The sequence below is a fragment of the Rhizobium sp. YS-1r genome, from assembly GCF_000757525.1.
Classification (GTDB): Bacteria; Pseudomonadota; Alphaproteobacteria; order Rhizobiales; family Rhizobiaceae; genus Neorhizobium; species Neorhizobium petrolearium.
On the sequence record NZ_JPYQ01000025.1, the window covers coordinates 12840 to 27020 of the forward strand.

The window sequence follows — 14181 nt, forward strand, 5'->3', positions numbered from 1 at the left end:
GACTTTGTCTGCGCCGGTCTACGGCGCCGGATGCTGAAAGCTATTCCAGCCGACTCAACTCTCAAGAGGCGGCCACCATGAAAACGCGTGTCCCTTACGTGAAGCATAAGCAACCGTCGAGACGCGGATGTTCAAAATCCCGTCAGAAGCCGACATATGGCAGCCGGACGTTGCCCGGCTGCCACGTTGTCCTGCTTAGAGAATATAGCGCGACAGGTCCGTGTCGGCAGCCAGATCGCCCACGTGCCTGCGCACATATTCTGCATCGATCATGACGGACGAACCGCCACGATCCGGCGCATTGAACGAAATCTCGTCCAGCACCCTTTCCATCACGGTCTGCAGGCGGCGCGCGCCGATGTTCTCGACCGAAGAATTGAGGTGAACCGCAACATCCGCCAGCGCGTCGATCGCATCCTCGGTGAAATCGAGCGCCAGCTCCTCGGTACCCATCAGCGCCTTGTACTGGCGGATGAGGCTTGCTTCGGTTTCCGTCAGGATACGACGGAAGTCCTCTTTCGTCAGCGGTTTCAGCTCGACGCGGATCGGCAGGCGGCCCTGAAGCTCCGGCAGGAGATCCGAGGGCTTGGCGACATGGAAGGCGCCCGAAGCGATGAAAAGGATGTGATCGGTCTTCACCGGCCCATACTTGGTCGAAACCGTCGTGCCTTCGACGAGCGGCAGCAGGTCCCGCTGCACGCCTTCGCGGGAAACGCCGGCGCCGAGCCCGCCGTCGCGGGCGGCGATCTTGTCGATCTCATCCAGAAAGACGATGCCATCGTTCTCGACTGCACGCACGGCCTCGCGCTGGATGACCTCGTTATCGATCAGCTTGTCCGATTCATCGCGGATGAGCTCGGAATAGGACTTCGAAACCGTGGTGCGGACCTTCTTGGTGCGGCCGCCGAGCGCCTTGCCGAACATTTCCGACAGGTTCAGCACGCCAATATTGGCGCCGGGCATGCCGGGAATCTCGAAGCCGGGCATGCCCGAACCGGTATCGGCGACTTCGATCTCGATCTCCTTGTCGTCCATCTCGCCGTTCCTGAGTTTCTTGCGGAAGCTTTCGCGGGTCGCCGGCGATGCGGTCGAGCCGACCAGCGCGTCGAGCACGCGTTCCTCGGCGCTCATGTGCGCCTTCGCCTGCACCTCGGCGCGTTTCTTCTCACGCACGAGGCCGATGCCGACCTCGACGAGATCGCGGACGATCTGCTCAACATCGCGGCCGACATAGCCGACCTCGGTGAACTTGGTCGCCTCGACCTTGATGAAGGGCGCCCCGGCGAGCTTTGCCAGACGACGGGAAATTTCCGTCTTGCCGACGCCGGTCGGGCCGATCATCAGGATGTTCTTCGGCATCACTTCGTCGCGCAGGCTCTCGTCGAGTTGCTGGCGGCGCCAGCGGTTACGGAGCGCAATCGCCACGGCGCGTTTCGCCTCATGCTGGCCGATGATGTAGCGGTCGAGCTCCGAGACGATTTCCCTGGGTGAAAAAGTAGTCATTTCAAATCCGTTTCTTCTGGTGCGTCCAACGCCATGAAATAGGCCGGACCGTAGATGGAAGTCCTGGTGTCGATGTAGCGGAAACCGGCCTTCTCGTAAGCGCGGATCGCCGCGACGTTTTCTGGATCGGGATCGATGACGATCCTTATCGCGCCGCCGGCGAGGAGTTCGGCCGCAAACTGGCGGATGATGGCGCTGCCATGGCCTTTGCCGACGAGTTCCGGACTGCCGATCGAGATATCAATTCCAAGCGTTCCCTTCGGCTGGTCCTGATAGGGATGGCCCTCTTCAAGATGCGGATCATAGTATTGGAGATAAGCGATCGGCTTTCCTTCCCACTCCACGATCATCGGCCGGGTTTCGACGCTCGTCATCGACTCTTCGATGCTCGCCAGCTCCTCATCAACCTCGCCCCACCATTTCGCGATATGCGGCTCGGCGAGCCATTTTGCGAGCAAGGGAAAGTCCTCACAGGCAACATCGCGAAATTGGTAGCGAGGCGGGCCGTCAGCCATCGGCGTCCAACGTTTCGATGACGATGTTGTGGTTGGTATAAACGCAGATATCGGCTGCAATATCGAGAGCCTGCCTTGCAATTTCCTCGGCCGACTTGTCCGTGTCCATCATGGCGCGGGCTGCGGCATAGGCGAAATTGCCGCCGGAGCCGATTGCCGTCACGCCATGCTCGGGTTCCAGCACATCGCCGTTGCCGGTGACGGCCAATGTCGTCGACTTGTCAGCGACGAGCATCATGGCTTCGAGGTTGCGCAGATACTTGTCCGTGCGCCAGTCCTTGGCGAGCTCCACGGCCGCGCGCATGAGCTGGCCCGGATATTGTTCGAGTTTCTTTTCAAGCCGATCGAGCAGCGTGAAGGCATCGGCCGTCGCGCCGGCAAAACCGGCGATCACCTCGCCCTTGCCGATACGGCGCACCTTGCGCGCGTTGCCCTTCATCACGGTCTGGCCAAGGCTCACCTGGCCGTCGCCAGCCATGATGACCTTGCCGCCCTTCCGCACAGTAATAATCGTTGTCATTCAGCACCTGTCTGGCCCCACCGGGGCATTGTTGGAGGCTCGAAACCGCCTCGTTGAACCCTATGTAAGTGGGGCTTAGCCGAATGCAATCTCCTGACAGCCCGCTGGGCAAAATGTCCTGCTTTTGCTGGATATTTGCCGGGCAGCCTGATAAGGAGCCCTGATCAGGGGCCGGAACCTGGCCCCCAGCATGGAGCATACCCTTATGGGCGAAACACCCGTCGCGCGCTCGGGAAGCATTTCCCGCAAAACCAACGAAACTTCCGTTTCCGTTTCCGTCAATCTCGACGGTACCGGCGCCGCGAAGATTTCCACGGGCGTCGGCTTCTTCGACCATATGCTGGACCAGCTTTCGCGGCACTCGCTCATCGACATGAATATCGATGTGAAGGGCGATCTCCACATCGACGACCACCACACGGTGGAGGATACCGGCATTGCACTCGGCCAGGCAATTTCCAAGGCGCTCGGCGACCGTCGCGGCATCGCTCGTTACGCCTCGCTCGATCTTGCCATGGACGAAACCATGACCAAGGCGGCGATCGACGTCTCCGGCCGGCCTTTCCTCGTCTGGAACGTTTCCTTCAGCGCGCCGAAGATCGGCACGTTCGACACCGAACTGGTGCGTGAATTCTTCCAGGCCTTCGCCCAGAACGCCGGCATTACCCTGCATGTGCTCAACCATTACGGCGCCAACAACCATCATATCGCAGAGACCTGCTTTAAAGCCGTGGCGCGTACGCTTCGCGCGGCAACCGAAATCGATCCGCGGCAGGCCAATCGCGTTCCTTCGACCAAGGGCATGCTGGTCTAGCCGCTTCTGGGAGAACCTCCTTGAGAAGCTACCTCGTTCTGACACCTCCCGGTGGGCCTGACAGAGATCATCGTTCCACGCTCGTTATGCAGGACGGGTTTTCCTGGCTCGCGTTCTTCTTTCCGTGGCTCTGGCTGTTCTGGAACCGGCTCTGGATCGCAGGCATTGCAGCCCTGCTGACGCAAATCGGTATCGGGCTCCTGATGGATATCCCGGGATTCGGCACGGCCGGTTTCCTCGCGGGTTTTGCCTTCAGCCTGCTGATCGCGCTCGAAGGTCGACATTATCGCTCCGAAGTCCTGATCCGCAGCAGATGGACGCTGGAAACGGTCATTGCCGCACCCGATATTCAGTCGGCTGAGGAAATCTATTTTTCCGGCCTGCCGCAACCCGAAGAGAAACAACTGCCGGCCTCGGCCGAGTGGGCGAAACAAGCGAAGCCGCCCGTCGCCGGCTGGCGAGGGCCAGATTTTGGCCTTTTCGACTATCAAGGAGGACGCTGATGCGCGTCGCAATCATCGACTACGGGTCCGGCAATCTCAGGTCGGCCACCAAGGCCTTCGAGCGGGCCGCCCGCGAATCCGGCATCGACGCCGTCATCGACCTCACCGACAAGGCGGATGCCGTCGCCACCGCCGACCGGATCGTGCTGCCGGGCGTCGGCGCCTATGCCGATTGCCGCGCCGGCCTCGATGCCGTTCCAGGCATGCGGGAAGCAATCATCGAGGTCGTCGAGCATAAGGGCCGTCCCTTCCTCGGCATCTGCGTCGGCATGCAGCTCATGTCGTCGCGCGGGCTCGAAAAGACGATCACGGAGGGTTTCGGCTGGATCGAGGGCGATGTCGTGGAAATGACGCCGAATGATTCCAGCCTGAAGATCCCGCAGATCGGCTGGAATACGCTCGACGTCATCCATCCCCACCCGCTCTTCGAGGGCATTCCGACGGGTCCCGATGGTCTGCACGCTTATTTCGTGCATTCCTATCCCCTGGCTGCAAAACACCGACAAGACGTGATCGCCACCACCGCCTACGGCGGGTCGGTGACCGCCTTTGTCGGGCGCAACAACATGGCGGGCTCCCAGTTTCACCCGGAAAAGAGCCAGACGCTGGGCCTCGCTCTGATCGCCAATTTCCTGCGCTGGAAGCCTTGAGCTCCCGCGGATCATCAAGGATTTGAAGTAAAGTGATCCTATTTCCCGCAATCGACCTCAAGGACGGCCAGTGCGTGCGCCTCAAGCTCGGCGACATGGCGCAGGCGACCGTCTACAATCCTGATCCCGCCTCGCAGGCGAAGGCCTTCGAAGACCAGGGCTTCGAATGGCTGCATGTGGTGGACCTCAACGGCGCATTCGCTGGCGAGAGCGTCAACGGTGCGGCCGTCGATGCCATCCTGAAAGCCACGAAAAACCCCGTCCAGCTCGGCGGCGGCATCCGCACGCTCGACCATATCGAATCCTGGCTTTCGCGCGGGCTCACCCGCGTCATCCTCGGCACCGTGGCTGTCCGCGATCCGGCCCTTGTCGTCGAAGCCTGCAAAAAATTCCCCGGCAAGGTCGCCGTCGGCATCGATGCCAAGGGCGGCAAGGTCGCGGTCGAGGGCTGGGCGGAAGCCTCCGAGCTTGGCGTCATCGAGCTTGCCAAGAAGTTCGAGGGAGCCGGCGTCTCGGCGATCATCTATACCGATATCGACCGCGACGGCGTTCTGACCGGCATCAATTGGGCCTCGACGCTGGAGCTTGCGAATGCAGTCTCGATTCCGGTCATCGCATCCGGCGGGCTCGCCTCGCTCGATGACATCCACCGCATGCTGGAGCCGGATGCGGCACGGCTCGAAGGCGCGATCTCCGGCCGCGCGCTCTATGACGGCCGGATCGACCCGAAGGAAGCATTGGCGCTGATCCGCGCTGGACAGGGACGTGCAGCATGACCCTCAAAACCCGTGTCATTCCCTGCCTGGACGTCAAGGACCGCCCGCGTTGCCCGCAGCCGCGCAGCGGCGAGGACACGCAAACAAGAAAGGCGGCCGCCCTATGACCCTCAAAGCCCGCGTTATCCCCTGCCTGGATGTCAAGGACGGTCGCGTCGTCAAGGGTGTCAACTTCGTTGACCTGATCGATGCCGGTGACCCCGTCGAAGCGGCAAAGGCCTATGACGCAGCCGGTGCCGACGAACTCTGCTTCCTCGACATCACCGCCTCATCCGACAATCGCGAAACGATCTTCGACGTCGTCGCCCGTACCGCCGAACACTGCTTCATGCCGCTCACCGTCGGCGGCGGCGTGCGAGGCATTGCCGATATCCGCAAGCTGCTGCTTGCCGGGGCCGACAAGGTGTCCATCAATACGGCGGCCGTGAAGAACCCGGAATTCGTGGCGGAAGCGGCCGACAAGTTCGGCAATCAGTGCATCGTCGTCGCCATCGACGCCAAGAAGGTTTCAGGCGAAGGCGAGACCGATCGCTGGGAAGTCTTTACCCATGGCGGTCGGCAGCCGACCGGTATCGACGTCGTGGAATTCGCGAGGAAAGTCGTCGATCTCGGTGCCGGCGAAATCCTGCTCACATCCATGGACCGCGACGGTACCAAGGCCGGATATGACGTGGCCTTGACCCGAGCCGTGGCGGACAGCATTCGGGCCCCGGTGATCGCGTCGGGCGGTGTCGGCACGCTGGACGACATGGTCGCGGGTATCAGGGAGGGTCACGCGACGGCCGTTCTCGCCGCCTCGATTTTCCACTTCGGCACCTATACGGTCGGCCAGGCGAAACACTATATGTCGGAACATGGCATCGCCATGCGGCTCGACTGACCGGGAGGAACAGTGTGAGTGAGTTTTCCCTGAGTGACCTGGAGCGGATCGTCGCTGCCAGAGCCAAGGCCTCGCCGGACGAGTCCTGGACGGCCAAGCTCGTCGCGGCCGGGCAGACGAAGGCGGCGAAGAAGCTCGGCGAAGAGGCGGTCGAGACGGTCATTGCCGCATTGGCGCAAGACCGAACGGATCTGGTGTCCGAAAGCGCCGATCTGCTCTATCATCTTATGGTCGTATTGAATATTGCCGGCATCCCGCTACAGGATGTCATGGATGAACTTCAGCGGAGGACCGGCCAATCCGGCCTTCAGGAAAAGGCGGGCCGGCAGACACCATGAATCTCGTACCACAACCTGCCGAACTGCCCGACGCCGGTTCGGCCTATGCGGAATATTATTCGCCCTACCATCACTTCACGGCAGAAGAATGGGCGAAGTTTCGCGCCGATACGCCCTTGACGCTCACTGCCGACGAGGTGACCCGGCTGCGGTCGCTGGACGATCCGATCGATCTCGACGAGGTGCGGCGAATCTATCTTTCGCTCTCGCGCCTGCTTTCCTCACATGTGGAGGCCTCCCAGCTCCTCTTCCAGCAGCGGAACCGGTTCCTGAGCCTTTCCGATGTCACCAAGACACCTTTCATTATCGGGATCGCCGGGTCGGTAGCCGTCGGCAAGTCGACGACCGCGCGTATTCTGAAGGAGTTGCTTGCCCGCTGGCCCTCGAGCCCGAAGGTCGATCTCATCACCACCGACGGCTTTCTCTATCCGAATGCCGTGCTCGAACGCGAGCACATGATGGACCGCAAGGGGTTTCCGGAAAGCTATGATGTCGGCGCCATCCTGCGCTTCCTATCGGCCATCAAGGCAGGCGAGCCGAACGTCAAGGCGCCCCGCTATTCGCATCTGACCTACGACGTGCTGCCGAACGAATACACACTGGTCGACCGGCCGGACATCCTGATCTTCGAAGGCATCAACGTCCTGCAATCTAGGGCCCTGCCGGCGGACGGCAAGATCGTGCCGATCGTCTCGGATTTCTTCGATTTCTCGATCTATATCGATGCCGACGAGGAGCAGATTCACAACTGGTACGTCCAGCGGTTCATGAAGCTGCGCCAGACCGCGTTCCGCGACCCAACCTCCTACTTCAAGAAATATGCGGCGATCGACGCGGATGCAGCACGCGCCGTGGCGGAAAGCCTGTGGGAGAACATCAACCTGAAGAACCTGCGGCAGAACATTGTCCCCACCAGGCCGCGCGCCGACCTCGTCCTGCGCAAGGGCCGCAATCATCTCGTGGAGACGGTTTCGCTCAGAAAATTATAGGCGGTCGATCGCCGGCTATCGGCATTCAAACCTCAACTGTTGACCCGGCGAAGCGTCAGGTTGATGCGGCCACCGTTATTCAGAAGCATCGATGTGCCCGGATAGATGCGATCGACGCCGTGAAAGGCAAGACGCCCTTCGCCACCCAATATGACGACGTCGCCGCTTGAAAGCCGGAAGGAGCCCGTCTTGTCCTTACGATTCAGGCCGCCGACGCGGAAAAGGCAGCTATTGCCGAGCGAGACGGAAAGAACGGGTGCTTCGAGATCGGTCTCGTCCCTGTCCTGATGCAGCCCCATTTTCGCATCGTCGGAGTAGAAGTTGATGAGGCAGGCCTCCGGCAGCTTCGGATAACCGGCAAGCTTCTCCCACAGGCCCAGCAATTCCTGTGGCATGGCGGGCCAGGGTTTGCCCGTCGCCGGATGAAAGGGCTGATAGCGATAGCCTCTTTCCCTATCCGTCACCCAACCGAGCGGGCCGCAATTGGTCATCCGCACCGACATCGGCTTGCCGGTGCCCGGCATTTCCGGCACATAGAGCGGGGCTTCCGCCACTACGCCGCGGATGAGCTCGACCAGGTGCTCCTGATCTGCACGGTCGAGATAGCCCGGCAGATGCCGGATGCCATTGAGCAGCGTCGACACGTCAATCTCCCGTCGGGCGGCCGCGCATCTTCTTCACCTCGGAGCGGCCGGATTTCTCCTTCAGCCTGCGCTCTATCGAACCCTTTGTCGGCTTTGTCGCCTTGCGCGGCGGCGGTGGCGGTTTCGCTGCTTCGAGGATCAGCTCCTTCAGCCTCTCGCGCGCCTCCTCGCGGTTGCGCTCCTGGCTGCGGAAGCGGTTCGCCTCTATCATCAGGACGCCCTCCTTCGACACCCGTTTTCCCGCGAGCCTGACGGCATTCGTCTTTACCCGCTCGGGCAGGGAGGGCGAATTGGCGATATCGAAGAAGAGCTGGACCGCGGTCGAGACCTTGTTGACGTTCTGGCCGCCCGGCCCGCCCGCCAGCACGAACTGCTCGGTCAGTTCCCATCCGGCGATGGTGATACGAGTGTTGATGACAAGGGGATTGCTGGCCATGGTCGTCCGTCTACCGTGTTGGCCGCATGTTTCCCATAAAGCCGGCAAAAAGAAAACCGCCGGCTTTCAGCCGGCGGTTCCACGTGAATCAATCCGCGAATTTATTCGGCTGCGGCAAGCATGCCCGGAGCGGCGTTGCGCACCTTGCTGTCGACATGATCCTCGAACTTCTCAAAGTTCGAGACGAACATTGAAACCAGCTTGCCTGCCTGCGCATCATAGGCGACGCCGTCGGCCCAGGTCGAGCGCGGGTCGAGGATCCCCTGCTCCACCCCTTCGACCGCGACCGGCACGGCGAAGCCGAAATTCGGGTCGATGCGGAACTCGGCATTCTTGAGGCTGCCGTTCAGCGCGGCCGTCAGCAGCGCGCGCGTCGCCTTGATCGGCATGCGCCGTCCGACGCCATAGGCGCCGCCGGTCCAGCCGGTATTGACCAGCCAGCAATCGACGCCGTGGCGATCGATGAGATCACGCAGCAGGTTGCCGTATTCGGCCGGATGACGCGGCATGAACGGAGCGCCGAAGCAGGTCGAGAAAGTGGCTTCCGGCTCGGTCACGCCCTTTTCCGTGCCGGCGACCTTGGCGGTGTAGCCGGAGAGGAAGTGGTACATGGCCTGTTCCGGCGTCAGCCTGGCGATCGGCGGCATGACGCCGAACGCATCGGCGGTCAACATGATGATCGTCTTCGGGTGCGGCGCGATACCGGTCGCCGACGCATTCGGAATGAAATGCAGCGGATAGGCGCTGCGCGTATTCTCCGTCAGAGAGACATCGTCGAAATCCGGAATACGGTTTTCGTCAAGCACGACGTTTTCCAGAACGGTACCGAAACGACGGGTCGCGGCATAGATTTCCGGTTCTGCTTCGGCCGACAGCTTGATGGCCTTGGCGTAGCAGCCGCCTTCGAAATTGAAGATGCCGGTTTCGCCCCAGCCATGTTCGTCGTCGCCGATCAGGGTACGGCTCGGATCGGCCGAAAGGGTCGTCTTGCCGGTCCCCGAAAGCCCGAAGAAAACGGCGGAATCGCCTGCCGGACCGACATTTGCCGAGCAGTGCATCGGCATGACATGCTTGGCCGGCAGAAGGTAATTCAAGACCGTGAAGACGGACTTCTTGTTCTCGCCTGCATAGGACGTGCCGCCGATCAGGACGATGCCTTTCGTCAGATCGCAGGCGATGACGGTCTCCGTGCGACAACCGTGACGGGCCGGATCAGCCTTGAAGCTCGGCATGTTGATGATGGTCAGCTTTTGGGCGAAGGTCTCGAGAGACGCGCGGCTCGGGCGGATGAGAAGGTTGCGGATGAACAGGGCGTGCCAGGCCAGCTCGGTCACGACGCGGGTGGGAAGCGCGTTGTCCGGGTCGGCGCCGCCGATGAGATCCTGGACGAACAGGGACCTTCCCGCCGCATGGGCCAACATATCCCTGTAGAGGACTTCGAAGCGCTCGGGGGACATCGGCTTGTTGTTGTCCCACCAGATGACGTCCTCGGTATTGCCGTCGCGAACGATGAACTTGTCCTTGGGGGAACGGCCGGTGTGCTGGCCGGTGACCGCCCTCAAGGCCCCATCGGCAGTGAGATCGGCTTCTTCGCGGCGGATGGCTTCTTCGTAAAGCTCTGTCTCGGAGAAGTTGTAGTTGACGCGCGACACATCATGAAAACCAAGAGTCGCTATCCCATTGGCGGGATTATAGAGTCCGAACTCCTCCATACGCGCTTTCCTTCTGTTGCTGTTGAATGTGGCGCGAAATTAGGGAGGGATTTCCAAAAGGGCAAGAGGGATCTTTTAAATTGTTTAGCAATATCAATTAATTAATCGATTTAAAAAATTTTATTCCTCTTTAAATCGTTTTACGGCTCGTTTTAATTCTCGTTCTTCACGACTCCAAATGACGAGGCGAAATACCGCGACTGTAAGCCACCTCTTTTACTTTGCCACAATTTGTTCCACCTTTATACTCAAGAAGCGCGTCGGCGGATGCCGCCTGGGCTGGGCTGATTCCAGGAGATGCGCATAAATGGTCACGGAGACGGAGAGCATGCAAACAATCGCGCTCGTAGATGACGACCGCAATATCCTGACTTCGGTGTCGATCGCACTGGAAGCGGAAGGATATAAGGTCGAAACCTATACGGACGGCGCCTCCGCGCTTGACGGGCTGATCGCCCGTCCGCCGCAATTGGCAATTTTCGATATCAAGATGCCGCGTATGGACGGAATGGAGCTGTTGCGCCGGCTGCGGCAGAAGTCCGACGTGCCGGTGATCTTCCTCACCTCCAAGGATGAGGAGATCGATGAGCTGTTCGGACTCAAGATGGGCGCGGATGATTTCATCACCAAGCCTTTCTCGCAGCGGCTGCTTGTGGAGCGGGTGAAAGCCATTCTGCGCCGGGCGGGCAATCGGGACGTCCAGGCGGTCGGCGGCGTAAGAACCGCGTCAGACCAGCAGGCGGCACGTACACTGGAACGCGGTCAGCTTCTGATGGATCAGGAACGCCATACCTGCACCTGGAAGGGCGAACCGGTTACCCTGACAGTGACCGAATTCCTGATCCTGCACTCGCTGGCCCAGCGGCCGGGCGTGGTCAAAAGCCGCGACGCCCTGATGGATGCCGCCTATGACGAGCAGGTCTATGTGGACGACCGCACCATCGACAGTCACATCAAGCGGCTGCGCAAGAAGTTCAAGATGGTCGATACCGATTTCGACATGATCGAAACGCTCTACGGCGTTGGTTATCGCTTCCGCGAGGCGGCATAATGCTTGCTAAAGCTTAACTTGAGGCCACGGCCGGATCAGGGATAAACTGATCCGGTGGAAGGACTGCAGTGGCAGATCAGACATTCGACAGCGAGATGGCCGGAATAGAGAAGGTCGAGACACGTCGTGCGCCGCGGCGGTTCTGGTCGCGACCGTTCACGCTCATTCGCCGGGTCTTCGGTCACGCGGTCTTTTCGAGCCTCACGCGCCGCATCCTGTTCTTCAACATTGCGGCGACGGTGGTTCTCGTCGCCGGCATCCTTTACCTCAACCAGTTCCGCGAAGGATTGATCGACGCTCGCGTCGAAAGCCTTCTCACTCAAGGCGAGATCATCGCGGGCGCGATTTCCGCATCCGCCTCGGTCGACACCAATTCGATTACCATCGATCCGCAGAAGCTCCTGGAACTTCAGGCCGGGCAGAGCATCACGCCGGTGCCGAACGACGAGGATCTCGATTTCCCGATCGATCCAGAACGCGTGGCCCCGGTCCTGCGCCGTCTGATCTCGCCCACTCGAACCCGCGCCCGCATCTTCGATGCCGATGCCAACCTGCTTCTTGATTCCCGCCACCTTTATTCGCGCGGCCAGGTTCTGCGTTTCGACCTACCGCCGGTGGAGGATGAATCGCAAACCTGGAGCGACTGGTTCGCGGGGCTCTTCAATCGCCTTCTACAGCCTGGCAATCTGCCGGTCTACAAGGAAGCGCCGGGCGGCGACGGCTCGATCTATCCGGAGGTCATGAACGCATTGACCGGGGTGCGCGGCGCCCTGGTGCGCGTTACGGAGCGCGGCGAGTTGATCGTTTCTGTCGCGGTACCGATTCAGCGCTTCCGCGCCGTGCTCGGCGTGCTGCTCTTGTCGACCCAAGCCGGCGACATCGACAAGATCGTGCATGCGGAACGGCTGGCGATCATGCGTGTCTTCGGCGTGGCGACGCTGGTCAACATCCTGCTTTCGCTATTGCTTTCCTCGACCATCGCCAACCCGCTGCGCCGCCTTTCGGCGGCGGCAATACGCGTGCGGCGCGGCGCCAAGCAGCGCGAGGAAATCCCCGACTTCGCCTACCGCCAGGACGAGATCGGCAATCTTTCCATTGCATTGCGCGACATGACCAACGCCCTCTACGACCGGATCGATGCGATCGAGAGTTTCGCGGCAGATGTCAGCCATGAACTCAAGAATCCGCTGACCTCGCTCAGGAGCGCCGTCGAAACCCTGCCGCTCGCCAAATCGGACGAATCAAAACAGCGGCTGACCGAGATCATCTTTCACGACGTGCGTCGCCTCGACCGACTGATCAGCGATATTTCCGATGCCTCCCGGCTCGATGCAGAGCTTGCCCGCTCCGTTTCCTCACCGGTTAATATGGAGATCCTGCTCGGCAATCTTGTCAATATCTCCCGCCAGATCCGCACCGGCCGCAAACCGGTGGAGATTGATTTCGTCGTCGACAACAAGGGAGGCAACAAGTCGGCCTTCCTCGTCAATGGCCATGACCTTCGCCTTGGCCAGATCATTACCAATCTCATCGAGAATGCCCGTTCCTTCGTTCCGGAGAAGAGCGGCCGCGTTTCAATTCGCCTTTCGCGCGTCAGGGACCATGTGACGGTGACCGTCGAAGACAACGGCCCCGGCATCCAGGCGGAAGATATCGACCGTATCTTCGAGCGCTTCTATACCGACCGGCCGGATGGTGAGAGTTTTGGCCAGAATTCCGGGCTTGGCCTGTCGATCAGCCGGCAGATCGCCGAGGCTCACGGCGGAACGCTGAAGGCGGAAAATCTGCAAAACCCCAAGACCGGCGCCCTGACGGGAGCCCGGTTCATCCTGTCGCTGCCGGCCGGCGAAACCCAATGAGGCCCCGGCCGGTCAACATCCACGCCACTGCCATCGTCATCGGCACCAGGGGCATTCTGCTTACCGGAGCTTCCGGCAGCGGCAAATCCATGCTTGCCTTTGCCTGTATCGCTGCCGCCAAAAGACAGGCCGCTTTTGCGGCCCTGGTGGCCGACGATCAGGTGCTTGTCTCGCGGTATGGGGATTACCTTGTCGCCACGAGGCCGGAGACGATCGCCGGTTTGATCGAGTTGCGCGGCAGCGGCATCGCTCGTGTCGAAAGCCTTCCAGCAGCAGCGCTGGATGTCGCCATCAAGGTGGTCGCGCTATCGGAAAGCGACCGGCTTCCACCCGAAAACGAGCGTTTTGCCATCGCCGGCCTGGGTGAACTTCCGCTGGTGCGAATATGGCAGGGAGCGCCTGATCCTCTGGCGATTCTTGCAGCGTTCTCGCCCGGACTTCACGGCGAAATGCCATTTTGATCATCCGGAAGCCTGTTTTTGACTTGAACTTCAATTCTACATGGAGAAGATGGCTTCCCACCGCTAGACGGCTTTGTTGCAATGCGATAATGGCCGCGAGTTTCGATAGCAGGGGGCAGTTTTCATGATCGGACTTGTGCTTGTCACCCATGGCAAGCTGGCTGAAGAGTTTCGTCATGCGGTCGAACACGTTGTTGGACCTCAGAAATTCATCGAAACCGTATCGATCGGCCCCGAAGACGACATGGATCAACGTCGGCAAGACATTGTCGATGCGGTTGCCCGAGCCGACGACGGGCACGGCGTCATCATTCTGACCGACATGTTCGGCGGTACACCCTCCAATCTCTCTATTTCGGTCATGGACAGCGGCAAGACCGAGGTCATCGCCGGCATGAACCTGCCAATGCTGATCAAGCTTGCCGGCGTGCGCAGCGACAACAATATGGACAAAGCGCTCGCGGAAGCCTCTGAAGCCGGGCGCAAGTACATCAATGTCGCAAGCCGCGTCCTGAGCGGCAAATGAGAAC

At 60.6% G+C, this 14181-nt stretch carries 17 protein-coding genes; 11 read left to right on the forward strand and 6 right to left on the reverse strand.

Annotated features, from left to right (window positions below):
* Positions 1-195 precede the first annotated feature (195 nt).
* The 3 genes from hslU to hslV are packed head-to-tail and all read right to left on the reverse strand — an operon-like array spanning position 196 to position 2538.
* The gene (gene hslU / locus JL39_RS18490) at positions 196-1503 is read right to left on the reverse strand and encodes an ATP-dependent protease ATPase subunit HslU (RefSeq protein ID WP_037153907.1); all 1308 of its coding nucleotides are present in this window, start codon (positions 1501-1503) and stop codon (positions 196-198) included.
* On the reverse strand, positions 1500-2018 hold the full coding sequence (locus JL39_RS18495) for a GNAT family N-acetyltransferase (RefSeq protein ID WP_037153908.1): 519 nt from the start codon (positions 2016-2018) through the stop codon (positions 1500-1502). The genes hslU and JL39_RS18495 overlap by 4 nt, the downstream gene beginning before the upstream one ends.
* Positions 2011-2538: an ATP-dependent protease subunit HslV gene (hslV, locus tag JL39_RS18500; RefSeq protein WP_037153910.1), complete on the reverse strand. Its 528-nt coding sequence runs from the start codon at positions 2536-2538 to the stop codon at positions 2011-2013. Before hslV ends, JL39_RS18495 begins: the two co-directional genes overlap by 8 nt.
* 205 nt (positions 2539-2743) lie before the next feature.
* Between hslV and hisB the strand changes: the two genes are divergently transcribed.
* The 7 genes from hisB to coaA all read left to right on the forward strand — a co-directional run bounded on the left by hisB (position 2744) and on the right by coaA (position 7488).
* Positions 2744-3352, forward strand: coding sequence for an imidazoleglycerol-phosphate dehydratase HisB (hisB, locus tag JL39_RS18505; protein WP_037153912.1), 609 nt, complete (start codon positions 2744-2746; stop codon positions 3350-3352).
* Between the two features lie 20 nt (positions 3353-3372).
* The gene (locus JL39_RS18510) at positions 3373-3855 is read left to right on the forward strand and encodes a DUF2628 domain-containing protein (RefSeq protein WP_152601180.1); all 483 of its coding nucleotides are present in this window, start codon (positions 3373-3375) and stop codon (positions 3853-3855) included.
* Entirely contained in the window at positions 3855-4505 is a 651-nt protein-coding gene (gene hisH, locus JL39_RS18515; protein WP_037153913.1) for an imidazole glycerol phosphate synthase subunit HisH, read from the forward strand. The genes JL39_RS18510 and hisH overlap by 1 nt, the downstream gene beginning before the upstream one ends.
* A gap of 32 nt (positions 4506-4537) precedes the next feature.
* The gene (hisA, locus tag JL39_RS18520) at positions 4538-5281 is read left to right on the forward strand and encodes a 1-(5-phosphoribosyl)-5-[(5-phosphoribosylamino)methylideneamino]imidazole-4-carboxamide isomerase (protein ID WP_037153915.1); all 744 of its coding nucleotides are present in this window, start codon (positions 4538-4540) and stop codon (positions 5279-5281) included.
* 103 nt (positions 5282-5384) lie between these two features.
* A complete protein-coding gene (hisF, locus tag JL39_RS18525) occupies positions 5385-6161 on the forward strand; it encodes an imidazole glycerol phosphate synthase subunit HisF (RefSeq protein ID WP_037153917.1) in 777 nt (258 codons plus the stop codon).
* 14 nt (positions 6162-6175) lie between these two features.
* Entirely contained in the window at positions 6176-6499 is a 324-nt protein-coding gene (locus JL39_RS18530) for a phosphoribosyl-ATP diphosphatase (protein ID WP_037153920.1), read from the forward strand.
* The gene (gene coaA, locus JL39_RS18535; protein ID WP_037153922.1) at positions 6496-7488 is read left to right on the forward strand and encodes a type I pantothenate kinase; all 993 of its coding nucleotides are present in this window, start codon (positions 6496-6498) and stop codon (positions 7486-7488) included. The genes JL39_RS18530 and coaA overlap by 4 nt, the downstream gene beginning before the upstream one ends.
* Before the next feature lie 32 nt (positions 7489-7520).
* Here the strand turns inward: coaA and JL39_RS18540 are convergent, their stop codons facing one another.
* From JL39_RS18540 to JL39_RS18550, 3 genes are all read right to left on the reverse strand, one after another.
* Positions 7521-8132, reverse strand: coding sequence for an alpha-ketoglutarate-dependent dioxygenase AlkB (locus tag JL39_RS18540; protein WP_037153925.1), 612 nt, complete (start codon positions 8130-8132; stop codon positions 7521-7523).
* A gap of 1 nt (position 8133) precedes the next feature.
* Positions 8134-8568, reverse strand: a complete 435-nt coding sequence (arfB, locus tag JL39_RS18545) for an alternative ribosome rescue aminoacyl-tRNA hydrolase ArfB (RefSeq protein ID WP_037153927.1) — start codon at positions 8566-8568, stop codon at positions 8134-8136.
* 101 nt (positions 8569-8669) lie between these two features.
* The gene (locus JL39_RS18550) at positions 8670-10280 is read right to left on the reverse strand and encodes a phosphoenolpyruvate carboxykinase (RefSeq protein WP_037153929.1); all 1611 of its coding nucleotides are present in this window, start codon (positions 10278-10280) and stop codon (positions 8670-8672) included.
* Positions 10281-10608: 328 nt separating this feature from the next.
* Here JL39_RS18550 and JL39_RS18555 point away from each other — a divergent pair, with 328 nt between their 5' ends.
* The 4 genes from JL39_RS18555 to JL39_RS18570 all read left to right on the forward strand — a co-directional run bounded on the left by JL39_RS18555 (position 10609) and on the right by JL39_RS18570 (position 14177).
* Positions 10609-11331, forward strand: a complete 723-nt coding sequence (locus tag JL39_RS18555; RefSeq protein WP_152601181.1) for a response regulator transcription factor — start codon at positions 10609-10611, stop codon at positions 11329-11331.
* A 95-nt stretch (positions 11332-11426) separates the two neighbouring features.
* Positions 11427-13190 carry a sensor histidine kinase gene (locus JL39_RS18560; RefSeq protein WP_037154355.1) on the forward strand — a complete coding sequence of 588 codons (1764 nt, stop codon included), beginning with the start codon at positions 11427-11429 and terminating at the stop codon, positions 13188-13190.
* Positions 13187-13651 (forward strand): serine kinase, encoded by a 465-nt coding sequence (locus JL39_RS18565; RefSeq protein ID WP_037153934.1) that lies wholly within the window; start codon positions 13187-13189, stop codon positions 13649-13651. Before JL39_RS18560 ends, JL39_RS18565 begins: the two co-directional genes overlap by 4 nt.
* Before the next feature lie 124 nt (positions 13652-13775).
* Positions 13776-14177 carry a PTS sugar transporter subunit IIA gene (locus JL39_RS18570; RefSeq protein WP_037153937.1) on the forward strand — a complete coding sequence of 134 codons (402 nt, stop codon included), beginning with the start codon at positions 13776-13778 and terminating at the stop codon, positions 14175-14177.
* The last annotated feature ends 4 nt before the right edge of the window (positions 14178-14181 follow it).